The sequence below is a fragment of the Methylobacterium sp. Leaf456 genome (genome assembly GCF_001425465.1).
Lineage (GTDB): Bacteria > Pseudomonadota > Alphaproteobacteria > Rhizobiales > Beijerinckiaceae > Methylobacterium.
Genome location: NZ_LMQV01000001.1, coordinates 105,145 through 130,554 on the forward strand (window position 1 = coordinate 105,145; position 25,410 = coordinate 130,554).

At 68.5% G+C, this 25,410-nt stretch carries 18 protein-coding genes; 8 read left to right on the forward strand and 10 right to left on the reverse strand.

Annotated features, from left to right (window positions below; translation table 11 throughout):
• Nucleotides 1–107 precede the first annotated feature (107 nt).
• The gene (glmU, locus tag ASG52_RS00555) at nt 108–1,493 is read right to left on the reverse strand and encodes a bifunctional UDP-N-acetylglucosamine diphosphorylase/glucosamine-1-phosphate N-acetyltransferase GlmU (RefSeq protein ID WP_056237515.1); all 1,386 of its coding nucleotides are present in this window, start codon (nt 1,491–1,493) and stop codon (nt 108–110) included.
• Nucleotides 1,494–1,662: 169 nt separating this feature from the next.
• On the opposite strand from glmU, the gene ASG52_RS00560 reads away from it, so the two are divergent.
• From ASG52_RS00560 to pnp, 3 genes are all read left to right on the forward strand, one after another.
• Complete coding sequence (locus ASG52_RS00560) at nt 1,663–1,971, forward strand: PepSY domain-containing protein (protein WP_056237518.1); 309 nt, start codon at nt 1,663–1,665, stop codon at nt 1,969–1,971.
• A gap of 269 nt (nt 1,972–2,240) precedes the next feature.
• Nucleotides 2,241–2,510: a 30S ribosomal protein S15 gene (gene rpsO / locus ASG52_RS00565; RefSeq protein ID WP_056238344.1), complete on the forward strand. Its 270-nt coding sequence runs from the start codon at nt 2,241–2,243 to the stop codon at nt 2,508–2,510.
• Nucleotides 2,511–2,717: 207 nt separating this feature from the next.
• Nucleotides 2,718–4,955: a polyribonucleotide nucleotidyltransferase gene (gene pnp, locus ASG52_RS00570; protein ID WP_056237522.1), complete on the forward strand. Its 2,238-nt coding sequence runs from the start codon at nt 2,718–2,720 to the stop codon at nt 4,953–4,955.
• A gap of 277 nt (nt 4,956–5,232) precedes the next feature.
• Here the strand turns inward: pnp and ASG52_RS00575 are convergent, their stop codons facing one another.
• Nucleotides 5,233–7,032 (reverse strand): SWIM zinc finger family protein, encoded by a 1,800-nt coding sequence (locus ASG52_RS00575; protein WP_056237524.1) that lies wholly within the window; start codon nt 7,030–7,032, stop codon nt 5,233–5,235.
• Nucleotides 7,033–7,167: 135 nt separating this feature from the next.
• On the opposite strand from ASG52_RS00575, the gene ASG52_RS00580 reads away from it, so the two are divergent.
• Both ASG52_RS00580 and ASG52_RS00585 read left to right on the forward strand, forming a co-directional pair.
• A complete protein-coding gene (locus ASG52_RS00580) occupies nt 7,168–7,806 on the forward strand; it encodes a glutathione S-transferase family protein (RefSeq protein ID WP_056237526.1) in 639 nt (212 codons plus the stop codon).
• 77 nt (nt 7,807–7,883) lie between these two features.
• Nucleotides 7,884–8,117 (forward strand): YgaP-like transmembrane domain, encoded by a 234-nt coding sequence (locus ASG52_RS00585; RefSeq protein WP_056237529.1) that lies wholly within the window; start codon nt 7,884–7,886, stop codon nt 8,115–8,117.
• Nucleotides 8,118–8,226: 109 nt separating this feature from the next.
• Here ASG52_RS00585 and ASG52_RS00590 read toward each other — a convergent pair whose 3' ends face one another.
• Nucleotides 8,227–8,496, reverse strand: a complete 270-nt coding sequence (locus tag ASG52_RS00590) for a GlsB/YeaQ/YmgE family stress response membrane protein (protein ID WP_056237531.1) — start codon at nt 8,494–8,496, stop codon at nt 8,227–8,229.
• Between the two features lie 248 nt (nt 8,497–8,744).
• Between ASG52_RS00590 and ASG52_RS00595 the strand changes: the two genes are divergently transcribed.
• Entirely contained in the window at nt 8,745–9,104 is a 360-nt protein-coding gene (locus tag ASG52_RS00595) for a RidA family protein (protein ID WP_056237534.1), read from the forward strand.
• On the forward strand, nt 9,101–10,210 hold the full coding sequence (locus tag ASG52_RS00600) for a polyamine ABC transporter substrate-binding protein (protein WP_056237537.1): 1,110 nt from the start codon (nt 9,101–9,103) through the stop codon (nt 10,208–10,210). The genes ASG52_RS00595 and ASG52_RS00600 overlap by 4 nt, the downstream gene beginning before the upstream one ends.
• 139 nt (nt 10,211–10,349) lie before the next feature.
• Here ASG52_RS00600 and rpoC read toward each other — a convergent pair whose 3' ends face one another.
• From rpoC to rplJ, 4 genes are all read right to left on the reverse strand, one after another.
• Complete coding sequence (gene rpoC, locus ASG52_RS00605) at nt 10,350–14,567, reverse strand: DNA-directed RNA polymerase subunit beta' (RefSeq protein WP_056237539.1); 4,218 nt, start codon at nt 14,565–14,567, stop codon at nt 10,350–10,352.
• A gap of 170 nt (nt 14,568–14,737) precedes the next feature.
• A complete protein-coding gene (gene rpoB / locus ASG52_RS00610; protein ID WP_056237541.1) occupies nt 14,738–18,865 on the reverse strand; it encodes a DNA-directed RNA polymerase subunit beta in 4,128 nt (1,375 codons plus the stop codon).
• Nucleotides 18,866–19,126: 261 nt separating this feature from the next.
• Nucleotides 19,127–19,504 carry a 50S ribosomal protein L7/L12 gene (rplL, locus tag ASG52_RS00615; RefSeq protein WP_056237544.1) on the reverse strand — a complete coding sequence of 126 codons (378 nt, stop codon included), beginning with the start codon at nt 19,502–19,504 and terminating at the stop codon, nt 19,127–19,129.
• A gap of 60 nt (nt 19,505–19,564) precedes the next feature.
• Complete coding sequence (gene rplJ, locus ASG52_RS00620) at nt 19,565–20,083, reverse strand: 50S ribosomal protein L10 (protein ID WP_056237546.1); 519 nt, start codon at nt 20,081–20,083, stop codon at nt 19,565–19,567.
• Between the two features lie 556 nt (nt 20,084–20,639).
• Between rplJ and ASG52_RS00625 the strand changes: the two genes are divergently transcribed.
• Nucleotides 20,640–20,876 (forward strand): hypothetical protein, encoded by a 237-nt coding sequence (locus tag ASG52_RS00625; protein ID WP_056237549.1) that lies wholly within the window; start codon nt 20,640–20,642, stop codon nt 20,874–20,876.
• A 188-nt stretch (nt 20,877–21,064) separates the two neighbouring features.
• Here the strand turns inward: ASG52_RS00625 and ASG52_RS00630 are convergent, their stop codons facing one another.
• From ASG52_RS00630 to rplA, 3 genes are all read right to left on the reverse strand, one after another.
• Nucleotides 21,065–22,708 carry a B12-binding domain-containing radical SAM protein gene (locus tag ASG52_RS00630; RefSeq protein WP_056237551.1) on the reverse strand — a complete coding sequence of 548 codons (1,644 nt, stop codon included), beginning with the start codon at nt 22,706–22,708 and terminating at the stop codon, nt 21,065–21,067.
• Nucleotides 22,709–22,755: 47 nt separating this feature from the next.
• Nucleotides 22,756–24,486, reverse strand: a complete 1,731-nt coding sequence (locus ASG52_RS00635) for a sensor histidine kinase (RefSeq protein ID WP_056237552.1) — start codon at nt 24,484–24,486, stop codon at nt 22,756–22,758.
• Between the two features lie 223 nt (nt 24,487–24,709).
• Nucleotides 24,710–25,408 carry a 50S ribosomal protein L1 gene (gene rplA, locus ASG52_RS00640; protein WP_056237557.1) on the reverse strand — a complete coding sequence of 233 codons (699 nt, stop codon included), beginning with the start codon at nt 25,406–25,408 and terminating at the stop codon, nt 24,710–24,712.
• Nucleotides 25,409–25,410: the final 2 nt, after the last annotated feature.

A 25,410-nucleotide genomic window follows, 5' to 3' on the forward strand; every position in this document is an offset into this window, starting at 1 on the left:
TGCGCGGCTGAGACAGAGCGTCGAGGCCAGTCGTGGATTGCACGCCTCCGGCGCGCGCCTTCGGGTCCGGGTTCGCCTGTGGCGCCCCGGAATGACGGTGGTGGCAATCAATCCCGCTTTGCGGCTTTCGCGGCTTTCGCTGCTTTCAGAGTCTCCTTCAGCACCCTGGCGGCGCCCTCGCGAGTCGTCTGCCGCCCGCGGGCCAGCGCCAGGGCGTCGGCGGGCACGTCGCGGGTGATGACCGAGCCGGCGCCGACCAGCGCGCCGTCGCCGATGCGGACGGGGGCGACCAGCGCCGAGTTCGAGCCGATGAAGGCGCCCGCGCCGATCACGGTCCGGTGCTTCGACACGCCGTCGTAATTGCAGGTGATGGTGCCCGCGCCGATATTGGCGCCCGCGCCCACCTCGGCATCACCCAGATAGGTCAGGTGCGAGGCCTTGGCACCCGCGTGCAGGGTGGCGTTCTTGATCTCGACGAAGTTGCCGAGATGGACGCCCTCTTCCAGCACCGCGCCGCCGCGCAGGCGCACATGCGGGCCGATGTCGGCACCCGCCATCAGCCGGGCGTCGTGCAGGTGCGAGAAGGCGCGGATCGTGCAGCCATCGCCGATCACCACGCCGGGGCCGAACACGCAGTGGGGCTCCACCAGCACGTCGCGGCCGAGCACGGTGTCGGCGCTGAGAAAAACGGTCTCGGGGGCGATCAGCGTCGCGCCGCCGAGCTGCGCCGCCCGGCGCAGGCGCGCCTGGATCGCAGCCTCGGCCACCGAGAGCTGGACCCGGTCGTTGACGCCGAGCGCCTCGTCCTCGGCGACATCCACCACGGTGACCGCGAGGCCGTCGGCGACGGCGAGCGCGACCGCGTCGGTGAGGTAGTATTCGCGGTTGGCGTTGTCGTTGCCGATCCGGGAGAGGAGCGACAGGGCGTGCTGGCCCGACAGCGCCATCAGCCCGGCATTGGACAGCCGCACCGCCCGCTCGTCCGCGCTCGCATCCTTCTCCTCGCGGATCGCCACGACGCGACCGTTCTCGGTGAGCACCCGGCCGTAGCCGGTGGGGTCGCGCGCCTCGAAGGCCAGCACCGCGACCGCCGCGCCCTCGCGCAAGGGCGCGCGCAGGCGGGCATAGGTCTCGGCGGTGATCAGCGGCGTGTCGCCGAAGGCCACCAGCACGTCGGCCTGACGGCCTTCGATCGCGTCGCGGGCGGCGAGCACGGCGTGCGCCGTGCCGAGGCGCTCGGCCTGGGGATGGGTGCTGGCGCCCGGCGCCATGCGGGCGACCTCGTCGGCCACGTCCGCGCGGCCGGGCTCGACCACCACGGCGAGGTTTTGCGCGCCCGCCTCCTGTACGGCCGCGAGCACGTGGCCGAGCATCGTGCGGTGGGCCAGCGCGTGCAGCACCTTGGGCCGATCCGAGCGCATCCGCGTGCCCTTGCCGGCGGCGAGCACAATCGCGGTGAACCCCGCTCCCGCCGTGCCGTGATCCGCGCTCATCCGTCCGGTCCCTGCCGCTGATCCTGTCGGCGGCGGTGTAGCCGATCCGCGACCGGGCGCGAAGGCTCGGCGTCCGCGACTCTGACATTTGCCTGACAGCAGCCGTCAGGCGCGCGCGGGGCGCCGGCCGCTATCAGGACTGGGTCTTCTTCCAGTCCAGGAGCTTTCGATGACCCGGATCTTCGCCACCAAGACCCTCGCCGTCGGCCTCGTTGCGGCCGGCCTCTTCACCGCCCCGGCGCTCGCCGACGACCGGCCCGGCCCCGACTGGATGCCGATCGAGGGCGCGGTGCGCGCCCTCGAAGGGGCCGGCTATTCGGGCGTGCGCGGCCTGGAGGCCGATGACGGCGTGTGGGAGGGCAAGGCCGTGAAGGACGGCCGCAGCGTCAAGGTGAAGGTCGATCCCCATAGCGGCGCCGTCACCGAGAAGGCTTCCAAGAAAGCGGACAAGCGCGACCGGGACGGCGACGACGACTGAGCCGGCCCGCGGCTGCGTTTACCCCTCCCCGGCCGGTTCGCGCTCGGTCGGGGAGGCACGTCCGTTCGCCTCTTCCCCCACCCCTGGCGCTTCCCGCGGTTTCGTGTATGGTCCGCCCCGCCTCGACCCGGCTGACGGGCGGGGCTTGTGCCGCTTGCGGCTGACCGTGCTGGACGACATCCCGGCACCGGCCCGACCGCAAGCATTCGAGCGCCAAAACCCCGTTGCGGGCGGTGCTCCCGACCAAACCCCACCTGAAAGGCAAGCCGATGTCGATCACGGCCGAGCGCAAGACCGCGCTCATCAAGGAATACGCGCAGGGCGGCAAGGACACCGGTTCGCCGGAGGTCCAGGTGGCGCTGCTCACCGAGCGGATCACCAACCTGACCGGTCACTTCAAGACCCACGGCAAGGACAACCACTCCCGCCGCGGCCTCCTGAAGCTGGTCTCGCAGCGCCGCTCGCTGCTCGACTACCTCAAGCGCAAGGAAGAGAGCCGCTACCGCTCCCTGATCGAGCGCCTCGGCATCCGCCGCTAAGGGTTTTCGACCAACGCCGCGCGGTCCCTCGGGACCGCGTTTCGCTATGGATCGTCCGGGCATGGGGCCCGGCCGGTCCGCACGGGCGGCTTCGAGGCGCGAGGCGCCGGGGCAGGATCGCGAGGCACTCGGGTTCCCGAGTGCCTCGCCGTCTTGCCTCTGGCGGCGCCGGGTACGCCCGACCGCATGCATGAAGGCAGAAGACATATGTTCGACGTTCAACGCGAAGAGCTGATCTGGGGCGACCGCAAGCTCGTTCTGGAAACCGGCAAGACCGCCCGCCAGGCCGACGGCGCCGTGGTCGCCACCTACGGCGAGACCACTGTGCTGGCGACCGTGGTCGCCGCCAAGGAGCCCAAGGCCGGCATCGATTTCATGCCGCTCACGGTCAACTACCAGGAGCGCGCCTACGCCGCCGGCCGCATTCCGGGCGGCTACTTCAAGCGCGAGGGCCGTCCTTCCGAGAAGGAGACGCTGGTCTCCCGCCTGATCGACCGGCCGATCCGCCCGCTCTTCATCGAGGGCTGGCGCAACGACACCCAGGTCGTCGTCACCGTTCTCTCCCACGATCTCGAGAACGATCCGGACATCGTCGCGATGGTCGCGGCCTCGGCCGCGCTGACCATCTCCGGCGTGCCGTTCATGGGCCCGATCGGCGCGGCCCGCGTCGGCTTCATCAACGGCGGCTACAAGCTGAACCCGCCGGTCACCGAGATCAAGGACGAGTCGACCCTCGACCTCGTCGTCGCCGGCACCACGGACGCCGTGCTGATGGTCGAGTCCGAGGCCAAAGAGCTCTCCGAGGAGGTGATGCTCGGGGCCGTGATGTTCGGCCACAAGCACTTCCAGCCCGTCATCGAGGCGATCGTTCGGCTGGCCGAGAAGGCCGCCAAGGAGCCGCGCGACTTCTCCCCGCCGGAGAACGCCGATGTCGAGAAGGCGGTGCTCGACATCGCCGAGACGGAGCTGCGCGAGGCCTACAAGATCACGGTCAAGCAGGAGCGCTACAAGGCCGTCGACGCCGTCAAGGCGAAGGTGGTCGCCGCGCTCTGCCCCGCTGAGGGCGAGCAGAAGTTCTCGGCCGAGAAGGTCAAGGCCGCCTTCAAGGAGGCCCAGTCGAAGGTCGTCCGCTGGAACGTCCTCGACACCGGCTCGCGCATCGACGGCCGCGACGTGAAGACCGTTCGCTCGATCGTGTCGGAAGTCGGCGTGCTGCCCCGCGCCCACGGCTCGGCGATCTTCACCCGCGGCGAGACGCAGGCGCTGGTCGTCGCGACGCTCGGCACCGGCGAGGACGAGCAGTTCATCGACGCGCTGGAAGGCACCTACAAGGAGCGCTTCCTGCTCCACTACAACTTTCCTCCCTATTCCGTCGGCGAGACCGGCCGCATGGGTTCGCCCGGCCGCCGCGAGATCGGCCACGGCAAGCTCGCCTGGCGCGCGATCCGGCCCGTGCTGCCGCCGGCCCACGAGTTCCCGTACACGATCCGCGTCGTGTCCGAGATCACCGAGTCGAACGGCTCCTCGTCGATGGCGTCCGTCTGCGGCGGCTCGCTGTCGCTGATGGATGCGGGCGTGCCGCTCCGCCGCCCGGTCGCCGGCATCGCCATGGGCCTCATCCTCGAAGGTGAGCGCTTCGCGGTGCTGTCCGACATCCTCGGCGACGAGGATCACCTCGGCGACATGGACTTCAAGGTGGCCGGCACGGACGAGGGCATCACCTCGCTCCAGATGGACATCAAGATCGCCGGCATCACCGAAGAGATCATGAAGATCGCCCTCGCCCAGGCGAAGGACGGCCGCGCCCACATCCTCGGCGAGATGGCCAACGCGCTGACCGCGGCCCGTCCGGAGCTCGGCGAGTACGCGCCGCGCATCGAGACGATGCAGATCCCCACCGACAAGATCCGCGACGTGATCGGCACCGGCGGCAAGATCATCCGCGAGATCGTGGAAAAGACCGGCGCCAAGATCAACATCGAGGACACCGGCATCGTCAAGATCGCCTCGTCCGACGGTAAGGCGATCAAGGCGGCCTACAACTGGATCCGCTCCATCGTCGCCGAGCCCGAGGCCGGCACGATCTACGACGGCACGATCGTCAAGATCATGGAGTTCGGCGCCTTCGTGAACTTCTTCGGCGCCAAGGACGGCCTCGTCCACATCTCCGAACTGGCGCCGCAGCGCGTCGCCAAGGTCGGCGACGTCGTGAAGGAAGGCCAGAAGGTCAAGGTGAAGTTCCTCGGCGCCGACGAGCGAGGCAAGATCCGCCTGTCGATGAAGGTCGTCGATCAGGAGACCGGTGAGGACATCACCGAGAAGCTCAAGGCCGAGCGCGCGGAGCGCGGCGAGCCGGAGCGCGAGGAGCGCTCCGACCGGGGTGATCGCGGCGACCGCGGCCCCCGCCGCGACCGCGGCGAGCGCCGTCGCGAGGCGGGCGAGTAAGCCTCGCTCCCTCGATCATCCGACGACATCGAAAGGCGCGGTCCCGAAAGGGGCCGCGCCTTCGTCGTTGTGCCTGCACCGTCGCGAAAGCGGATGACGGCGCCGCTCGGTTCTTCCCACCCAGCCCCCTCAATCCTGAGGCGCTTCGCCAAAAGCGAAGCCTCGAAGGAGGGCTCCAGGGAGCGCGCGATCCGCTGAAGCCCTCCTTCGAGCCCCCTTGCCGGGGCAAGGGGCGCCTCAGGATGAGGGGGTGGGATCGTTCGAGTCGATCAGGCGATCAGAACCGCAGCGCCTCCAACAGCGGCCGGAGCTTGTACTTGCGGCGGTGGCGTTCGATCAGGGCCTCGATCGTCGCGCTCCATTCGTCGATCAGGCCGGCGGATTCGTGGGCGAGCGCCGCGCGGCGCAGCCATTCGGCGGCTCGCTCGTAGTCGCCCGCCGCGCCCGCGTTCATGATCGCGTCGGCCCGGCTGCGGGCCACGCGGATCACCCAGTCGGAATGGCTGGACTGGGCCGCCTCCATCAGGCGCAGCAGCACCGCCTCCGGCACCGCGTAGCCCGGTGCCTCGCCGACATCGTTCACCGCCTCGTCCACGAGGCCCTCGTCGAGCAGGATTTCGGTGCGCTCGGGCGCCCGCTCCGCCGCGCGCAGGGTCTTGAGAAGATCGCGGCGGACGATCGTCCACTTCGAGCCCGCCGCCGCCTGTGCGGCCTCGAAATCCGCCCGTTCCAGTGAGCCCGCGAAAGCGGTCCGCGCCGCCTTCAGGGCGAGGTCGGCGCGGCCGGATTCCGCCGCCGCCTCCCGTAGCCAGCGGGCGAGCGGCACCACGGAATGGGCGCCGCGCATGGAATCGGACGCGTCCGGCTCGAACGACAGGCCGGCCTCGGCGACCGCGAGGCTCTCCTCCGCCCGGCCCGCCCGGTCGAGCGCCCGAGCCAGGGCGAGCGCATCGTCGGGGTGGCGGAAAGCCTTCCGGGCATAGGCCACCGCCTCCTCGATCCGGCCGAGTCGGACCAGCATCAGGGCGGCGGCCGCGTGCGCCTCTCCGGCGCGGGCGAGGTGGAGATAGGCGTCGTGGCGCCCGGCGGCGGCGAGCACGCGCAGCCGCACCGCGGTCAACTCCTGCTCGGTCCAGTCGGATTCGTCCTCCGGGGGCCATGTCCCGCCCTCGCCGTTCAGGATCGCCAGGAGCGCGGGCGGGTCCCAGCCGATCTCCAGGGCCCGGACCGCCAGGGCGAAGCTGTCCTCGACGCCGTACTCGGCGAGCGCGGCGTCCCAATCCGTTATCGTGTCGGCGAGCGCCGCGCGCTCGTCCTCGTCGAGGTCGCTCATCAGCGCGGCCTCGGCCATCATCCGTCCGAGGTCCTGGAACAGAGGATAGAGCGTCTCGTCGTCGTAACCGCCGCTCGTCTCGATCCACTCCTCCACGAACACCTCGGCGACCGCTTCCAGGATGCCGAGCGCCCCGCGGCCGTCGCCGGCCTCCAGGCGCGGCACCGCCTTGTCCACGAGGTCGCGCAGCTCCGCGGGGTCGCCCGCCGGTTGGTAGTCGTCCCAGTAGTCGCGCGCCGCGTAGCGCCCGGCGAGCACCGCCCTGGCCTGGGCGGCGACGGGGGCGGGATCGGCGCGCCCGCCCGGCGCGGCGGCGCATTCGGCCTCGATCCAGCCCGCGAGGTTCGGATCGATCTCGGCCCGCCGCAGCAGCAGGCGGGCCAGCGCGTCGCGGTCGAGCCGCCCGATCAGCTCGGCGAGGCTCGGCCGCTCCTGCGCTTCTCCGGGCGCCTCGATCAGGGTCAGCAGGGTGGCGACGACATGCTTGCAGGCGCCGCCCCACTCGTAGGGACAGGTGCAGGCGTAGTCCTCGACCTCGCCGTCGTCGATCCGGACGGTGACCCGGTAGGCGTCGCTGCCTTCGACCCGCGCCGTGACGGTGTCGCCCCGCCGCACGAGGTCGAGGACGGCGCCCTCGTCGCGGTAGGCGCGGCCGCGCGCGAACACGGCCTCGTCGGCGAGCTTGCGGATCGCCGCCTCGTCCAGCTCCGTCTCGTTCCGCTTCTCTGTCCTCTTCCTCGCCATGCCGAACGCCTCCCGACTCGGGTGCAGGAAGCCACAGCCGCGCGGCCTGCGCGAGTCGGGTTGCCCGGTCGGCCACGGCTTCCGCGCGGGCGCCCGCGCCGGTAGAAAAGCCTCCCCCGCTGGCAGGAGCCCGCCATGACCGACGAGATCGTCTTCTACACTTCGCCGATGTCCCGCGGCCGGATCGTGCGGTGGATGCTGGAGGAGGTGGGGCGGCCCTACCGCACCGAACTCGTCGGCTTCGGCCCCGCGATGAAGACGGAGGCCTACCGGGCGATCAATCCAATGGGGAAGGTGCCGGCGCTCACCCACGGCGCGACGGTGGTGACCGAGTGCGCGGCGATCCTGGCCTATCTCGCCGATTCCTGCCCCGAGGCCGGGCTGGCACCGGAGCCGACCGCACGGGCGCGGGGCGACTATTACCGCTGGCTGTTCTTCTGCGCCGGCCCGGTCGAGGCGGCGGTCACCAACAAGGCGCTCGGCGTCACCGTGCCGGACGAGCCGCGGATGCGCGGCATGGTCGGCTACGGCAGCCTGGAGGCGGTGCTCGACACCGTTGAGGGCGCGGTCACGGGCCGGGACTTCGTCGCGGGGGATCGCTTCAGCGCCGCCGACCTGTATCTCGCCGCCCATCTCGGTTGGGGCATGCAGTTCGGCACGATTCCGAAGCGCCCGGTCTTCGAGGCCTATGCCGGCCGCCATGCCGCGCGCCCCGCGGCGGTGCGGGCGCGGGAGATCGACGACGGCCTCCTGGCCCGGCAAGCCGCATCATAGCAGTTCTGCCGGAACGCCCGCGCCGCCGCCGCGTTCGACCCGCGAATCCTGACCCAACGAGGACGCGGATAAAAACCATGAACGAGATGATCGAAGACATTTTCGGCGGTACGCAGAACCTGAGCATGACCGAGCGGGCGGTCTCCGTCGCGCTCGGGCTCGGCATCGCGGCCGCCGCCGCCCAGCCGCGGCCGAACAAGCTCCTGTCTCTGGCCGCCCTCGTGGTCGGCGTCGGCCTCGCCGTGCGCGGCGCCACCGGCCATTGTGCCGTCAAGTCGCTGACCCAGGGCGATCACGACCGGCTCGCATGAGCCCTCGTCGCACGGTGAGAACGAGAAAGGGGCGCTCCTCGCGGGGCGCCCCTTTCTCGTATCGGGTTCGATTCGGCTCCGCCTCGCAGGGAGGGGAGCCGGGCGCGCGTCAGAGCGAGCGGTTGCTGGTGCGGCCAGCGATGAAACCGTAGATCGCGAGCACGACGCAGGCGCCGACGATCGAGCCGATGAAGCGGGCGCCTTCGTTGGGGCCGTACCAGCCGACCGCCTGACCGATGAAGGTCGCGAGCACCGCGCCGACAATGCCCAGGATCGTGGTCAGGATGAAGCCCGACGGCTCGAACCGGTTGCCCGGCATGATGAGCTTGGCGATGACGCCGGCGATGAAGCCGATGATGATGGTCCAGAGAATGCTCATGTGCGACCTCTAAAAGCCTGAAGGGCTTGCCGAATCGGGGGGTGATCGAGGCAGGGGCACAGGGCGGACGGGCTGGGGGCCGTGTCCTTCGCCGAGCCTTGGCCGTTTTCGGGTGACAAACGCGCGAGCGGAGCGGGCGGTTGCCTCCGAGCGCGCGCGGTGCAGCAAAAAACGCGGGGCCTTTACGCGGAACCGGTCCCGGCGGCAGAAGGGGCCGGCATTTTCTCAGACGAGGCCATCGCCGACCCATGACCATCGAGCGCTACGAGACCGGACCCCGCATGTGCCAGGGCGCCGCCCATGGCGGGCTCGTGTTCCTGGCCGGCCAAGTGGCCGCCGATCCGGTCGGCAACGGCGTCACCGTGCAGACGCAAGCGGTGCTGGAGCAGATCGACCGGCTCTTGGCGCAGGCGGGCAGCCACAAGTCCCGCATCCTCTCGACCACCATCTATCTCGCCGACATCGCGACCTTCGCCGAGATGAACGCCGCCTGGGACGCCTGGGTCGATCGCGAGAACCCGCCGGCCCGCGCCACCGTCGAGGCGAAGCTCGCCGCACCCGAATATCTGGTCGAGATCGTGGTGGTGGCCGCGCGGGGCGAGCCGTGATCCGGCGGAGCCTCCTGCGAGGGCTCTCGGCAGCGCTCGCCGCCCTCCCCCTCGTCGTTGCCGGCGGCGCGCGGGCGGAGGAGCGCGTCGTCAACATCTACAACTGGTCGGACTATATCGATCCGAAGGTGCTGGAGGATTTTTCCAAGGAGACCGGCATCAAGGTCGTCTACGACACCTACGACAACAACGAGGTGCTGGAGACCAAGCTCCTGGCGGGCAAGTCCGGCTACGACGTGGTGGTGCCGTCCGGCCCCTTTCTCCAGCGCCTGATCAAGGCGGGCGTGTTCCTGCCGCTCGACAAGACGAAGATCCCGAACCTGAAGAACGTGTGGCCGGAGATCGCCAACCGGCTCCAGGCCTACGACCCCGGCAACACCTTCGCGGTCGACTATATGTGGGGCACGACCGGCCTTGGCATGAACGTCGCCGCCGTGCGCGAGCGGCTCGGCGCCAACACCCCGCTCAACAGCTGGAGCCTCGTGCTCAACCCGAGCACGATGGCCAAGCTGAAGGATTGCGGCGTCATGCTCCTCGATTCCCCCGAGGACCTGATCCCGTCGATCCTGCCGTTCTACGGCTACAAGGTCGATTCCAAGCGCTGGGACGACATCACCACCGTGACCGACGCCCTCTACAAGGTCCGCGGCGCGGTGCGGAAGTTCCACTCGTCCGAGTACATCAACGGACTCGCCAACGGCGATCTCTGCCTCGCGGTCGGCTATTCGGGCGACGTGCTGCAAGCGAAGAAGCGGGCCGAGGAATCGAAGAACGGCGTCGAGATCGCCTACTTCATCCCGAAGGAAGGCACGCAGATGTGGTTCGACACCTTCGCGATCCCGAAGGATGCGGCCCATCCGGCGGAGGCCTACGCCTTCATCGACTACATGATGCGGCCGGAGGTAGCGGCGGCCAACACCAACTTCGTCTCATACGCCAACGGCAACCTGCCCTCGCAGAAGTTGGTGAAGCCGGAGATCCTGAAGGATTCCGGCATCTACCCGGACGAGGCGACGATGCAGCGCCTCTCCACCAACACCGCCTGGAACGACACGACGCAGCGCTTCGTCACGCGGAGCTGGACGCGGGTGCGGACGGGGCGCTGAAGCACTCCCAAGTCCAAGATTCCAAAGGGATGATCCCTTTGGCGGGGCGCCGGGGAGCCCCGGCACAATGAAAAGGCCCCCGGCTCGCGAGAGCCGGGGGCCTTTTCATTGTGTTCGATCCTCCCGAAGGAGCGGCCGATTACTCGGCCGCCGCCGGGGGCAGCTCGCTGAGGTTGGCGGCGTTGGCCGCGTTCTCGGACGAGCGCTGCTGCAGGATCAGGCCGTCGCGGCGCCGCGCGATGGAGCGGATGTCCGCCGCGAGCGAGCCGGTGCCGGCCGGGATGAGCGAGCCGACGATGACGTTCTCCTTGAGGCCTTCGAGCGTGTCGACCTTGCCGTTGACCGCCGCTTCCGTGAGGACGCGGGTGGTCTCCTGGAACGAGGCCGCCGAGATGAACGACTTCGTCTGCAAGCTGGCCTTGGTGATGCCGAGCAGGACGGGCACGCCCTGGATCGGCTTCTTGCCCTCGGCCAGCAGCTTCTCGTTGAAGTCGGCCAGCTCCGTGCGGTCGATCTGATCGCCCGTGAGGATGTCCGAATCGCCGCCGTCGGTGATCTCGACCTTCTGCAGCATCTGGCGAACGATCACCTCGATGTGCTTGTCGTTGATCGACACGCCCTGCAGTCGGTAGACCTCCTGGATCTCGTTGACGAGGTAAGCGGCCAGCTCCTCCACGCCCTTGATCGCCAGGATGTCGTGCGGCGCCGGGTTGCCGTCGACGATGTAGTCGCCGAGCTCGACCACGTCGCCGTCCTGAAGGTGGATGTGCTTGCCCTTCGGGATCAGGTACTCGACCGCGTCCGAACCGTCATGCGGCGTCAGCGTGAGCCGGCGCTTGTTCTTGTAGTCGCGGCCGAAGGCGATCGAGCCGGACTTTTCGGCGATGATCGCCGCGTCCTTCGGACGGCGCGCCTCGAACAGCTCCGCCACCCGCGGCAGACCGCCGGTGATGTCGCGGGTCTTGGCCGAGTCGGTCGAGACGCGGGCGAGCACGTCGCCGGCCTTCACCTTCGCCCCCGGATCGAGGCCGATGATGGCATCGACGGGCAGGAAGTAGCGGGCATCCGAGCCGCGCGGCAGCTTGATCGGCTTGCCGTCGCGGTCGAGCACGAGCATCGCCGGCTTGAGGTCGGACGTGCGCGAGGAGCCGCGCCAGTCGATGACCACGCGCTTAGCGATACCGGTCGACTCGTCGGTCGTCTCGGTGATCGACTGGCCGTCGTTGAGGTCCTCGTAGCCGACGATGCCGTCGACTTCGGCGACGATCGGACGGGTGTAGGGATCCCACTCGGCGATCCGCTGCCCGCGCTTGATCGTGTCGCCCTCGTCGACCCGCACCTTGGCGCCGTATTGCAGGCGGTGGACCGCCCGCTCGGCCCCGTCCGGCCCGACGATCACGATCGCGACCGAGCGGCCGGTGGCGATGAGATCGCCGTCCGAGTTCTTGGCGAGCGACCGGTTGCGGACCTTGATCGTGCCCTCGAAGCTCGACTCGACGAAGGACGAATCCGCGATCTGCGCCGCGCCGCCGATGTGGAAGGTGCGCATGGTGAGCTGGGTGCCCGGCTCGCCGATCGACTGCGCCGCGATGACGCCGACGGCCTCGCCCATGTTGACGGGCGTGCCGCGGGCGAGGTCGCGCCCGTAGCAGGTGGCGCAGACGCCGCTCTTGGTCTGGCAGACCAGCACAGAGCGGATCTTCACCTCCTGGATGCCCGCGGCGGCGATCGCCGGCAGGTGACGCTCCTCGATGGTCTCGTTCGTCTTGACGATGACGCTGCCGTCCTGCGCGATCAGGTCCTCGGCCGTGGCGCGGCCCAGGATGCGGATGGCGAGCGGGGCGACCACTTGGCCGGCATCGATGATGGCGCGCATCTTGATGCCGTTGGTGGTGCCGCAATCGACTTCGCGGATGACGGCGTCCTGCGCCACGTCGACGAGACGGCGGGTGAGATACCCTGAGTTCGCGGTCTTCAGCGCCGTGTCCGCGAGGCCCTTACGGGCGCCGTGGGTGGAGTTGAAGTACTCGAGAACGTCGAGGCCTTCTTTGAAGTTCGAGATGATCGGGGTCTCGATGATCTCGCCCGAGGGCTTGGCCATGAGGCCGCGCATCGCCGCGAGCTGCTTCATCTGCGCGGGCGAACCACGGGCACCGGAGTGGCTCATCATGTAGATCGAGTTGATCTGCTTGTCCGCGCCCTTGTCGTCCTTCTGGACGGCGGAGATCCGGCCCATCATCTCGGCGGCGAGCTTGTCCGAGCACTTGGCCCAGGCATCGACGACCTTGTTGTACTTCTCGCCCTGGGTGATCAGGCCGTCGTTGTACTGCTGCTCGTAGTCCTTCACCAGCGCGCGGGTGTCGTCCACGATCGACCACTTGTTCTCCGGCACGACCATGTCGTCCTTGCCGAACGAGATGCCGGCGCGGAAGGCGTGGCTGAAGCCGAGCGCCATGATGCGGTCGCAGAAGATCACCGACTCCTTCTGACCGCAGTGGCGGTAGACGGTGTCGATCATCGCCGAGATCTCCTTCTTGGTCATCAGCTTGTTGACGACGTCGAAGGGCACCTTCCGGTGCATCGGCAGCACGCCGGACAGGATCACGCGGCCCGGGGTGGTGTCGTAGATGCGCGAGACCGGCTCGCCGTCGGGGCCGAGGCCGCGCCAGCGCCACTTGATCTTGGAGTGCAGCGAGACGGTCTTGGCCGCGAGCGCGTGCTCGAGCTGACCGATATCGCCGAACACGCCCTGCATCGGGTTGTTCTTGTCGCCGGGCATGTGCGCGCCGACCGCGCCGTCGGCGACGATCGACAGGTAGTAGAGGCCGAGCACGATGTCCTGCGACGGCACGATGATCGGCTGACCGTTGGCCGGGTGCAGGATGTTGTTGGTCGACATCATCAGGACGCGCGCTTCCAGCTGAGCCTCGAGGCTCAGGGGAACGTGCACGGCCATCTGGTCGCCGTCGAAGTCGGCGTTGAACGCGGCGCAGACCAGCGGGTGGAGCTGGATCGCCTTGCCCTCGATCAGCTTCGGCTCGAACGCCTGGATGCCGAGGCGGTGCAGCGTCGGTGCGCGATTGAGCATCACCGGGTGTTCGCGGATCACCTCATCGAGGATGTCCCAAACCTCCGGCTTCTCCTTCTCGACCAGCTTCTTCGCCTGCTTGACGGTGGCGGAGAAACCCTTGGCGTCGAGGCGCGCGTAGATGAACGGCTTGAACAGCTCCAGAGCCATCTTCTTCGGCAGGCCGCACTGGTGCAGCTTCAGCTCCGGGCCGACCACGATGACCGAGCGGCCGGAATAGTCGACGCGCTTGCCGAGCAGGTTCTGGCGGAAGCGGCCCTGCTTGCCCTTCAGCATGTCGGCGAGCGACTTCAGCGGGCGCTTGTTGGCACCCGTGATGACGCGGCCGCGGCGGCCGTTGTCGAACAGCGCATCCACCGCCTCCTGAAGCATGCGCTTCTCGTTGCGGATGATGATGTCCGGCGCGCGCAGCTCGATCAGCCGCTTGAGGCGGTTGTTGCGGTTGATGACGCGGCGATACAGGTCGTTGAGGTCGGAGGTGGCGAAGCGGCCGCCGTCGAGCGGGACCAGCGGGCGCAGGTCCGGCGGGATCACCGGCACGACCGTCAGGATCATCCACTCCGGGCGGTTGCCCGACATCTGGAACGCCTCGATGATCTTGAGGCGCTTCATCAGCTTCTTGGGCTTCAGCTCGGAGGTCGTCGTCGCGATCTCCTCCTTGAGCGAGGCCGCAATGCCTTCGAGATCGAGCTCCATCAGGATGCGCCGGATCGCCTCGGCGCCGATCATGGCGGTGAACGAGTCCTCGCCGTACTCCTCCTGCGCGCGCAGGTACTCCTCCTCGGAGAGGAGCTGACGCTCCTTGAGAGGGGTAAGGCCCGGCTCGATGACGACGTAGGACTCGAAGTAGAGGATGCGCTCGAGGTCCTTGAGGGCCATGTCGAGCAGGAGGCCGATGCGCGAGGGCAGCGACTTCAGGAACCAGATGTGGGCGACGGGGGCGGCCAGCTCGATATGGCCCATGCGGTCGCGCCGGACGCGCGCGAGGGTGACCTCGACGCCGCACTTCTCACAGATGACGCCCTTGTACTTCATGCGCTTGTACTTGCCGCACAAGCACTCGTAGTCCTTGATCGGCCCGAAGATGCGCGCGCAGAATAGGCCGTCGCGCTCGGGCTTGAAGGTCCGGTAGTTGATCGTCTCGGGCTTCTTGATCTCGCCGTAGGACCACGAAAGGATCTTTTCCGGCGACGAGATCGAGATCTTGATCTGGTCAAAGCTCTGCGGCTGGGCCTGCTGGTTGAAAAGGTTCATGACCTCTTGGTTCATGATCCGCTCCTTGACTCGCGCGATGCCCCGCGCCTGGGCGATCGCGACTGAACCTCAAATCCGGCGCCGCGCTCCGTCGAGCGCCGCTGGCCGTCGTCTCGTCGGAAGGCCCCGCCCCTCCCCGCTCGACCGCGGCGGCTGTTCGCCGCCGCGGGAGGTGGTCCGTGCCGTTACTCGGCCGCCTCGGCCGGCGGCTCGATCTGGTCGTTGTTGGCGTCCCGCTTCGAGGAGGTGAGCTCGACGTTGAGGCCGAGCGAGCGCATCTCCTTGACCAGCACGTTGAACGACTCGGGGATGCCGGCCTCGAAGGTGTCGTCGCCGCGCACGATCGCCTCGTAGACCTTGGTGCGGCCGGCCACGTCGTCCGACTTCACCGTGAGCATCTCCTGCAGCGTGTAGGCCGCGCCGTAGGCCTCCAGCGCCCAGACCTCCATCTCGCCGAAGCGCTGGCCGCCGAACTGCGCCTTGCCGCCCAGCGGCTGCTGGGTGACGAGCGAGTAGGGGCCGATCGAGCGGGCGTGGATCTTGTCGTCCACGAGGTGGTGGAGCTTCAGCATGTAGATGTAGCCCATGGTGACCTTGCGGTCGAAGGGCTCGCCGGTGCGCCCGTCGTAGAGCGTCGACTGCGCCGAGCGGTCGAGCCCGGCCATCTCCAGCATCGTCTCGATGTCGGCTTCCTTGGCACCGTTGAACACCGGGGTGGCCATCGGCACGCCGCGGCGCACGTTGTTGCCGGCTTCCGCCAGATCCTCGTCGGACAGGCCTTCCAACTCGCTGGGCGAGTAGATCGCCTCCATCTCGGTGCGCAGCGGCGCGATGTCCTGGTTCTTCAGGTAGGCATCGACCGCCTTCGCGACCTTGCGACCCAGACCCGCCGCCGCCCAGCCGAGGTGGGTCTCAAGGATCTGGCCGACGTTCATGCGCGAGGGCACGCCGAGCGGGTTGAGCACGATGTCGGCATGCGTGCCGTCCTCGAGGAACGGCATGTCCTCGATCGGCACGATGCGCGAGACCACGCCCTTGTTGCCATGACGGCCGGCCATCTTGTCGCCGGGCTGGATCTTGCGCTTCACCGCCACGAAGACCTTGACCATCTTCATGACGCCGGGCGGCAGCTCGTCGCCGCGCTGCAGCTTCTCGACCTTGTCGAGGAAGCGCTGCTCCAGGCGCTTCTTCGACTCGTCGTACTGCTTCTGCATCGCCTCGATTTCCGTCATCAGACGGTCCTCGACGACGGCGAACTGCCACCATTGCGAGCGGGGGTAATCGTTGATGATCTCCCGCGTCAGGGTGGTGTCCTTGCGGAAGCCCTTCGGGCCGGCGACCGGCGACTGACCGATCAGCACGTCGGCCAGACGCGCATAGGTGTTGCGGTCGAGGATGGTCTGCTCGTCGTCACGGTCCTTGGCGAGACGCTCGATCTCCTCGCGCTCGATGGCCTGGGCGCGCTCGTCCTTGTCGACGCCGTGGCGGTTGAACACCCGCACCTCGACGATCGTGCCGGTGACGCCCGGCGGCACCCGCAAGCTGGTGTCGCGCACGTCGGAGGCCTTCTCGCCGAAGATGGCGCGGAGCAGCTTCTCCTCCGGCGTCATCGGGCTCTCGCCCTTCGGCGTGATCTTGCCGACGAGGATGTCGCCCGCGTGGACCTCGGCGCCGATATAGACGATGCCGGCCTCGTCGAGGTTCTTGAGCGCCTCCTCCGAGACGTTCGGGATGTCGCGGGTGATCTCCTCCGGACCCAGCTTGGTGTCGCGGGCCATCACCTCGAATTCCTCGATGTGGATCGAGGTGAACACGTCATCCTTCACGATCCGCTCGGAGAGCAGGATCGAGTCCTCGAAGTTGTAGCCGTTCCACGGCATGAACGCGACGAGCACGTTGCGGCCGAGCGCGAGCTCGCCGAACTCGGTCGAGGGACCGTCGGCGATGATCTCGCCCTTCTTCACCTGCTCGCCGACGCGCACCAGCGGCTTCTGCGTGATGCAGGTCGACTGGTTGGAGCGCTGGAACTTCTGCAGGCGGTAGATGTCGACGCCGGGCTTGGTCGGGTCGGTCTCCTCGTTGGCGCGGATGACGATACGGGTGGCGTCCACCTGATCGATGATGCCCGAGCGGCGCGCCGCGATGGCGGCACCCGAATCGCGGGCGACCACGGCTTCCATGCCGGTGCCGACGAAGGGCGCGTCGGCGCGAACCAGCGGCACCGCCTGGCGCTGCATGTTCGAGCCCATCAGCGCGCGGTTGGCGTCGTCGTTCTCGAGGAACGGGATCAAGGCGGCGGCGACCGAGACGAGCTGCTTCGGGCTCACGTCCATGAGGTCGACGCGCTCGGGGCCGACGACTATGACTTCACCGGCGCGGCGGCAGACCACCAGCTCCTCGGTGAGGCGCTTGTCGGCATCCATCTGCGCGTTGGCCTGGGCGACGTAGTACTTCGCCTCCTCCATCGCCGAGAGGTACGATACGTCGTTGGTCACGACGCCGTCCTTCACCTTGCGGAACGGCGTCTCGATGAAGCCGTACTTGTTCACGCGGGCAAACGTCGCGAGCGAGTTGATCAGGCCGATGTTCGGGCCTTCCGGCGTCTCGATCGGGCAGATGCGGCCGTAATGCGTCGGGTGCACGTCGCGCACCTCGAAGCCAGCGCGCTCGCGGGTCAGACCGCCCGGGCCGAGCGCCGACAGGCGGCGCTTGTGCGTCACCTCGGAGAGCGGGTTGGTCTGGTCCATGAACTGCGACAGCTGCGACGAGCCGAAGAACTCGCGCACCGCGGCCGCGGCGGGCTTCGCGTTGATGAGGTCCTGCGGCATCACCGTGTCGATATCGACCGACGACATGCGCTCCTTGATGGCGCGCTCCATGCGCAGGAGGCCCAGGCGGTACTGGTTCTCCATCAGCTCGCCGACCGAGCGGACGCGGCGGTTACCGAGGTGATCGATGTCGTCGATCTCACCCTTGCCGTCGCGCAGGTCCACCAGCGCCTTGACGACCGCCAGCATGTCCTCCTTGCGCAGCGTCCGCACGGTATCGGCGGCGTCGAGGTCGAGGCGCATGTTCATCTTCACGCGGCCGACCGCGGAGAGGTCGTAGCGCTCGGAATCGAAGAACAGCGAGTGGAACATCGCCTCCGCGGTGTCGAGCGTCGGCGGCTCGCCGGGGCGCATGACCCGGTAGATGTCGAACAGCGCGCCCTCGCGGGCCGCGTTCTTGTCCACGGCCAGCGTGTTGCGGATGTAGGGGCCGACGTTGACGTGGTCGATGTCGAGCACCGGCAGCTCGGAGACGCCGACGTCTTCCAGCGCCTTGAGCATCTTCTCGGAGATCTCGTCGCCGGCCTCGGCCCAGATCTCGCCCGTCTTCATGTTGACGAGGTCCTCGGCGATGTACTGGCCGACGAGATCCTCGTCGGTCGCCTTGAGGAACTTGGTGCCCTTCTCGCCGATGAGGCGGGCGTTGCGGGCGTTGAGCTTCTTGCCCGCCTCCAGCACGACCTCGCCGGAATCGGCGTCGATGAGATCGACGGAGGCCTTGAAGCCCTTCAGGCGCTCGGCGTCGAACGGCACGCGCCAGTCGGCGCCGTCGCGGACGTATTCCACGCGGTTGTAGAAGGTCGAGAGGATCTCCTCGCCGTCGAGGCCGAGCGCGAACAGCAGCGAGGTGACCGGCAGCTTGCGCTTGCGGTCGATGCGGACGTGCACGATGTCCTTGGCGTCGAACTCGACGTCGAGCCAGGAGCCGCGATACGGGATGATGCGGGCGGCGAACAGGAGCTTGCCCGAGGAGTGCGTCTTGCCCTTGTCGTGGTCGAAGAACACGCCCGGCGAACGGTGCATCTGCGAGACGATGACGCGCTCGGTGCCGTTGACGATGAAGGTGCCGTTGTCCGTCATGAGCGGCATGTCGCCCATGTAGACATCCTGCTCCTTGATGTCCTTGACGGACTTGGCACCCGTATCCGGGTCCACATCGAACACGATCAGGCGCAGCGTCACCTTGAGCGGGGCCGCGAAGGTGATGCCGCGCTGGCGGCACTCATCGACGTCGTATTTCGGGTTTTCGAAAGTGTAGCGGACGAACTCGAGCAGAGCGGTCGAGGCAAAGTCGGAGATCGGGAAGACCGACTTGAAGACGCTCTGCAGGCCCTCGTCGCCGCGCCCGCCCTCCGGCTCGTCCACCATCAGGAATTGGTCGTAGGACGCCTTCTGAACCTCGATGAGGTTCGGCATCTCGGCGACTTCCTTGATCTTGCCGAAGAACTTGCGAATGCGCTTGCGACCGACCAGCGTATTGGCCATGAGACCTCGCTCCACCATTCCCGCGTCCTGGTTGCCCGGGGAAGGCTGACCGCCTCCCGCACCGGACCGGCAGACGCGTCCCGCCGGACCGCCTGCCCCGTAACTGAATTCCCGTCCTCGCTGCGGACCTGATCCGGGGTCCGCCGGTCGCTTGCCGTAGAAGCGACCTTAGCCCGCGGGCGAGGACCCGCGGGCTCCGGTCACGGAAGGCGCATCCGAGCCTTCCGTGCAGTGATGGGCCGGAGGCGGCCCATCGTGGACTTACTTGAGCTCGACCTTGGCGCCGGCCTTCTCGAGCTGGGCCTTGAGCTTCTCGGCCTCGTCCTTGGTCGCGCCTTCCTTGACGGGCTTGGGCGCGCCCTCGACGAGGTCCTTGGCCTCCTTGAGGCCGAGGCCGGTGATCGCGCGGACCTCCTTGATGACCTCGATCTTCTTGTCGCCGGCGCCGGCGAGCACGACCGTGAACTCGGTCTGCTCCTCGACGGGAGCGGCGGCAGCGCCACCACCGGCCGGGCCGGCGACGGCGACGGCGGCAGCAGCGGAGACGCCCCACTTCTCTTCGAGGAGCTTGGCGAGCTCGGCGGCCTCGAGAACGGTCAGCGAGGAGAGGTCCTCGACGATCTTGGCGAGATCAGCCATGTGCGTGTTCCTTCAGGTATATCGGTTCGAACGGATGGTTTTGCGAGGGGATGAAACGGCTCAGGCCGCCTCGTCCTTCTTGGCATAGGCCCCGAACACGCGGGCGAGCTTGGCCGCCGGCGCGTTGACGACCTGGGCGATCTTGGTCGCGGGAGCCTGGATGAGGCCCACGAGCTTGCCGCGCAGTTCGTCGAGGGACGGCAGGGTGGCCAGAGCCTTCACGCCGTCGGGGTTCAGGGCCGTCGTTCCCATGGCGCCGCCGAGAATCACGAGCTTGTCGTTCGTCTTGGCGAAGTCCACCGCAACCTTGGCGGCCGCGACCGGATCGCTCGAATAGGCGAGCAGGGTCGGGCCCTTCAGGAGGGGCTTGATGGAGGCGACGTCCGTGCCATCGAGAGCGATGCTGGCGAGCCGGTTCTTGGCGACCTTCACGGTGGCGCCGGCCTGCTTCATCTGCGAGCGCAGCTTCTGCATGTCGGCGACCGTGAGGCCCTTGTAGTGGGCCACGACGACGACGGCGTTCTGAGTGAACACGCCGTTGAGCGTCGAGACGAGATCAGCTTTAGCTGTCCTGTCCACTGTGCTCTCTCCGGTTGGCGGAACCTGGAGTGGGTCCGCCGGTTGCACATGCCGCCCGGAACGGATCTGGCGCGAAGCCGGATCCGTCGGGCGACGTCTCACGGCCCTGTCCCCTTGAAGCGCCGAAGCGGCCCCTCGCAGGTGAGATTGGTTCAAACCGAGGCCTCTCCGCAGCGCTGTCGCGCTCCGGCGAGGGTCAAAAAGTTCGGTCTTCCCCGTCTGTGCAGGCTGTCGCCGATTAAGCCGGTCGCCCGGCGCCTACAGTCTCGGACAGGACATGGCCGGGCGAAGGCTCCGCGGCAGGGATGCCCCGAAGACCCTTCCGGCCATCGCCGCCCGGTTGCCCGCGCGGCATCTCGAATGGAAACCGACCGATCGGCCGATCCCTTATCCAATGGGTGAATTGATATGAGCGCGGTCTATAGCGGCGTGCAAGCCCCTTGCCAAGCCCTCGCCGAGCCCCAGCCCGCGACTTTTCCGTCGCAGGCAAGTGGCATCGATGGCTGCGGCATCGCCCCGCTTTTCCTCAAGGGGCGGAGCGGACTACGCTCCTCCGATGACGCCCGCCACCGTCGCCATCGTCATCGCCACCCCCGCCGGCCTGCGCCACCTCGCAAGCCCGTCGGAGCGCGCTGCGGCGGGCCCGGCGGAAGACGTGCTGCGCGGCCTCGGGGCGGCGGTGAGGAGCGCGAGTTTTTGGGTTCAATGCGCCGACCCGGCCGCCCAGGCGCGGCTGACGCTTTATCTTTGGGACGTGAAGGCGGAAGTGCTGGCGGAGGTGGCCGCTGGATAGAGCGCCAATCCCCTCTCCCCTCCGCGGGAGAGGGTGGCCTCCGAAGGAGGTCGGGTGAGGGGAGCGACGCTTCGAGAGAGTTCGCCGTCAGCCGCAGCTCGGCGGAACCGTGGTTCCCTTCTCCCGCCCGCTCCGCGGGCACCCTCCCCCGCAGAGGGGTGAGGGTTCAGGCGTAGCGCCTCAGCTCCTTACGCCGCCTCGCGCTCCGGCGTGAACCTCCGCCGCGCGTTCTCCCACCAGCTGCGCTGGCGGGCGGCCTCCTGCTCGGCGGCCTTGGCGGCGTAGAACGAGGCGTTGTGCTCGCCGCGCAGGGCCTCGCGGGTGAAGCGGATCAGGTGGTGGGCGACGAAGCCCATGTTGAACACCGCCTCGATCTGGCCCTTGCGGAGCGCATGCCCCGCCGCGCGCCAGAACGGCATGCGGTAATCCGAAAAGATCCCGACCCGGGTGATGATGTTGAAGCCGAGGATCAGTCCGCGGCGCAGGTTGGTGAAGGTGAGCTTGCCCGCGGTCGGGGTGACGATGCGGTTGCCATAGGTCACGTCGCACTGGTGCTTGAAGCGCTCGAACAGGTTCTCGGGCCCGTAGGCATGGGCGATGGCCCGGCGCCAGCTCGCCACCACGGTGTCGTGGGGCCGCTTGAACAGCACGTTCGATTCGAGGCTCGCGTCGTGCAGCAGCCGGCCCTCGCGCTCCAGCCGGTCCCAGAGCGGGGTCTTGGGCAGCGCCTGGAGCAGGTTGATGGTGAGGACCGGGATCGCCGACTTGTCGATGAAGTCGATCAGGTTCTGCTCCGACTTGTCGCTGTCGGTATCGAGCCCGAGGATGATGCCCGAGGTCACCTCCAGGCCGTAGGAGTTGAGCGTCGAAATCGCCTCGTACATCGGCACGGCGGCGTTGTGGGTCTTGTCGATGCCCTTGAGCGCGTCCGCCTCCGGCGTCTCGATGCCGACGAACACGGTCATGAAGTTGGCCTGCCGCATCAGCTCCAAAATCTCGGGCTGCTTGGCCATGTTCAGCGTCGCCTCGCAGGCGAACTGGAGCGGGTAGTTGTTCTTCTTCTGCCATTCGACGAGATGCGGCAGCATCTCGCGGGTCGCCTTGCGATTGGCGATGAAGTTGTCGTCGACGAAATAGACCACCGCCGGATGGCCGGGCTGGCTGATGATGGCGTCGAGTTCGGCGCACATCTGCTCGGGGCTCTTCAGCCGCGGCTGGCGCCCGTAGAGCTGCGGGATGTCGCAGAACTCGCAGCGATAAGGGCAGCCCGACGAGAACTGAAGCGAGCCGATCAGGTAGCGCTTGAGCGGCGCCGACTCGTAGGCGGGGGCCGGGAAGTCGGACAGCGCCAGCCGCTCCTTGGTGTCGAGCACCACTTGATGGTCGGGGCGCGACAGATCGCGGTCCAGAATCTCGATCAGGCGGTCGGTGGCGTCGCCGATCTCGCCGACATGGAGGTAGTCGAAATCCGGGTACTTCTCCTGCGCACCGGAGACCGAGGGACCGCCGAGCACCGCGACCTTGCCGGCGGCATGCGCCCGCCGGCCGATGTCGTGGATCTGCCCTTCCTGGATGTGCATGCCGGAGACGAACACCGCGTCGGCCCAGGCGAACTCCTCCGGGGAGGCCGCCTTGATGTTCTCGTCGACGAAGCGGCACTCCCAGGTCTCGGGCATGTAGGCCGCAATGACGAGGAGGCCTTGGGGCGGCATGAACGCCTTCACGCCGCCCATCAGCGGATAGGCGTGCGAGAACGTCCCGAAGGACGGCGTGTAGGCGGGGAAGACGCACAGGATGCGCCGGCGGGACGAGATGGGGAGGGTGCAACGCATGGCGCCCTATCTAGCACAGCCGCGGGCGTTGGCCTCCCCCTTCCGCGTCACGTTGCGGTGCGACGCGATGCGCCGCCGAACGGGATGGGCGGCGCCGCTTCGCGCTCCAGCGGCACGTCGATGATGCAGCGCAGGCCCTCGGGGGCGAAATCCAGCCGCACGTCGCCGTCGAGTTCGCGGGCGATGCCGCCGGTGATGAGGCGGCTGCCGAAGCCCCGGCGCCGGGGCTGGGAGACCGGCGGCCCGCCGGTCTCGCGCCACTCGATATGCAGGCGCTCGCGGCCCGATTCGCCGAGACCCACCCGCCACGTCACGCTGACGCGGCCCTCGTCGGTGGAGAGCGCGCCGTACTTGGCCGCGTTGGTGGTGAGTTCGTGCGCGGTCATGCCGAGCGCGAGCACGTAGCGCGGCGGCAGCTCCACCTCCTCGCCCGTCAGCGTCACGTGGTCCTCGCCCGAGCGGTAGGGCGACAGCTCGTTCTCCAGCACCTGCCGCAGGGGGGCGCGGGTCCAGTCCCGGCGGGTCAGCAGGTCGTGGGTCTTGGACAGCGCCAGGATGCGGTTTTCGAGCTGCACCACCTGCTCCTCGCCCCCGCGCGACTGGCGGGCGAGCGACTGCACCGTGGCGAGCGTGTTCTTCACCCGGTGGTTCAGTTCGTGCAGCATGGTGACCTGCTGCTCCTGCAACGCCTGACTCTTGGAGAGTTCGGCCTTCAGGCTCTCCTCGTGGCGCTGGAGGTCGGCGGCCATCCGGTCGAAGGCGCGGCCGAGCTTTCCGAATTCCGACGTGCCGGTCAGCCCCGAGCGGACGCCGAGGTCGCCCGCGCTCCAGGCGCCGGCCGCGTCGAGGAGCTGGCGCACCGGGTGGCGGATGAAGCGGCGCCCGCCCCAGAGTGCGGCCAGCACCGCGATCAGGCTGCCCAGCGCGATCAGTACGGCACCGCGCCGGGTCGCCGCGTCGATGTCGGCGAAGGCGAGCGTCCGGTTGAGGCCCACCACCACGGTGATGCCGTCCAGCGCGCCGTCCGGGCGCACCACGCCGGTGATGCGCATGTTTCCGCGCAGGCCCGCCATCTCCCGCACGCCGCCCCCCGCGAGGGCCCGTTCGAGGCCGTCGGCGAAGTCTCGGGGCACGGAGCGCCCGAGCCAGGCCTCGGTGTCGGGCAGGCGCACCAGCACGGTGCCGTTGCGGTCGGTCACGGTGACGGTCGCGTCGCGGGGCAGGCCGGCATTGCCGAGGCGGCGCCCGAGCCATTCCGGATCGAAGCCGAGATTGATCAGGCCGTCGATCGCGCCCGCGGCGTCGTGCAGCGGATGGGCGAACTGGATCGTCGGCCGGCCGGTGCCGCGGCCGATCACGTATTCGCCGACCGCCGAGCTGCCGGTCTCCATCGCCCGCTTGAAGTAGCCGCGATCGGCCAGCGAGTAGGCGCCGGGCGCCGCGCCGCGGCTGTTGCAGACGAGGCTGCCCTCGCGGTCGGTCACCACGATGATCTGCGAGCCCGAGATGCGCCCGGCGACCGCCCCGAGGAAGGCGCTGCAGGCTGCGGCATCCCGGTTCCGGATCGCGGGCTCCTCGGCCAGGATGTCGAGGGTCTGGCGAGCGCCGTCGGCGAAGTCGCCGAGGTCGGCGGCCACGGCTTGCGCGCCGCGGAGTGCTGCCGCCCGCACCGCGTCGGAGCGGGACTCGCGCAGGGCCTGCTCGTTGTAGACCTGCACGGCGACCGCGGGCGCGAGCGCCAGCAGCACGAGCAGCAGGATGCGCCCCGTCAGGGTCACGGCGCGAACCCTCCGGCGGGCGGTATCCTGAGCGTCTCGGCCCATCCCATACCCGGTCTCTCCGCCGGTCGTCCGGCGACCGCCCCGGTTGCGGGTCGATGCCCGAACCCATGGGTTAGCAAAACATGGGCTGGGGGCAACCGCGAGGGTCGTTCAAAAAGAAGAGGGCGCCCGGCCTGCCGGCCGGACGCCCTCTTCCCGGAGAACCCGTGAGACGGATCGATCAGGCAGTGAGCACCGTCGAGGGCTCGACCTTGACGCCCGGGCCCATCGTCGAGGTGACGGCGATGCGCTGGATGTAGGTGCCCTTGGCGCCGGTGGGCTTCGCCTTGGCGACCGCGTCGGCGAAGGCCTTGATGTTCTCGATGAGCTTGACCTCATCGAAGGACACCTTGCCGACGCCGGCGTGGATGATGCCGGCCTTCTCGACGCGGAACTCGACGGCGCCGCCCTTGGCGGCAGCGACGGCGCCCTTCACGTCCATGGTGACGGTGCCGACCTTCGGGTTCGGCATCAGGCCGCGCGGGCCCAGCACCTTACCGAGACGGCCGACGAGCGGCATCAGGTCCGGAGTCGCGATGCAGCGATCGAACTCGATCTTGCCGCCCTGGACGATCTCCAGCAGGTCCTCGGCGCCGACGATGTCGGCACCGGCCGCCTTGGCGTCGTCCGCCTTGGCGCCGCGGGCGAAGACCGCCACGCGGACCGTCCGGCCGGAGCCGTTCGGCAGGTTGCAGACGCCGCGGACCATCTGGTCGGCGTGGCGGGGATCGACGCCGAGATTCATCGAAATCTCGACGGTCTCGTCGAACTTGGCGTTGGCCTTGGCCTTCACCAGCTTGATCGCCTCGTCGATGCCATAGAGCTTCATCGGCTCCAGACCCTCGCGGGCGGCGCGGATGCGCTTTCCTTCGCGTGCCATAT

Excerpts from the sequence above, each read along its gene's own strand:
- glmU (WP_056237515.1), bottom strand. The coding sequence starts at position 1,493 with ATGAGCGCGGATCACGGCACGGCGGGAGCGGGGTTCACCGCGATTGTG.
- ASG52_RS00560 (WP_056237518.1), top strand. The coding sequence starts at position 1,663 with ATGACCCGGATCTTCGCCACCAAGACCCTCGCCGTCGGCCTCGTTGCG.
- rpsO (WP_056238344.1), top strand. The coding sequence starts at position 2,241 with ATGTCGATCACGGCCGAGCGCAAGACCGCGCTCATCAAGGAATACGCG.
- pnp (WP_056237522.1), top strand. The coding sequence starts at position 2,718 with ATGTTCGACGTTCAACGCGAAGAGCTGATCTGGGGCGACCGCAAGCTC.
- ASG52_RS00575 (WP_056237524.1), bottom strand. The coding sequence starts at position 7,032 with ATGGCGAGGAAGAGGACAGAGAAGCGGAACGAGACGGAGCTGGACGAG.
- ASG52_RS00580 (WP_056237526.1), top strand. The coding sequence starts at position 7,168 with ATGACCGACGAGATCGTCTTCTACACTTCGCCGATGTCCCGCGGCCGG.
- ASG52_RS00585 (WP_056237529.1), top strand. The coding sequence starts at position 7,884 with ATGAACGAGATGATCGAAGACATTTTCGGCGGTACGCAGAACCTGAGC.
- ASG52_RS00590 (WP_056237531.1), bottom strand. The coding sequence starts at position 8,496 with ATGAGCATTCTCTGGACCATCATCATCGGCTTCATCGCCGGCGTCATC.
- ASG52_RS00595 (WP_056237534.1), top strand. The coding sequence starts at position 8,745 with ATGACCATCGAGCGCTACGAGACCGGACCCCGCATGTGCCAGGGCGCC.
- rpoC (WP_056237539.1), bottom strand. The coding sequence starts at position 14,567 with ATGAACCAAGAGGTCATGAACCTTTTCAACCAGCAGGCCCAGCCGCAG.
- rpoB (WP_056237541.1), bottom strand. The coding sequence starts at position 18,865 with ATGGCCAATACGCTGGTCGGTCGCAAGCGCATTCGCAAGTTCTTCGGC.
- rplL (WP_056237544.1), bottom strand. The coding sequence starts at position 19,504 with ATGGCTGATCTCGCCAAGATCGTCGAGGACCTCTCCTCGCTGACCGTT.
- ASG52_RS00625 (WP_056237549.1), top strand. The coding sequence starts at position 20,640 with ATGACGCCCGCCACCGTCGCCATCGTCATCGCCACCCCCGCCGGCCTG.
- ASG52_RS00630 (WP_056237551.1), bottom strand. The coding sequence starts at position 22,708 with ATGCGTTGCACCCTCCCCATCTCGTCCCGCCGGCGCATCCTGTGCGTC.
- rplA (WP_056237557.1), bottom strand. The coding sequence starts at position 25,408 with ATGGCACGCGAAGGAAAGCGCATCCGCGCCGCCCGCGAGGGTCTGGAG.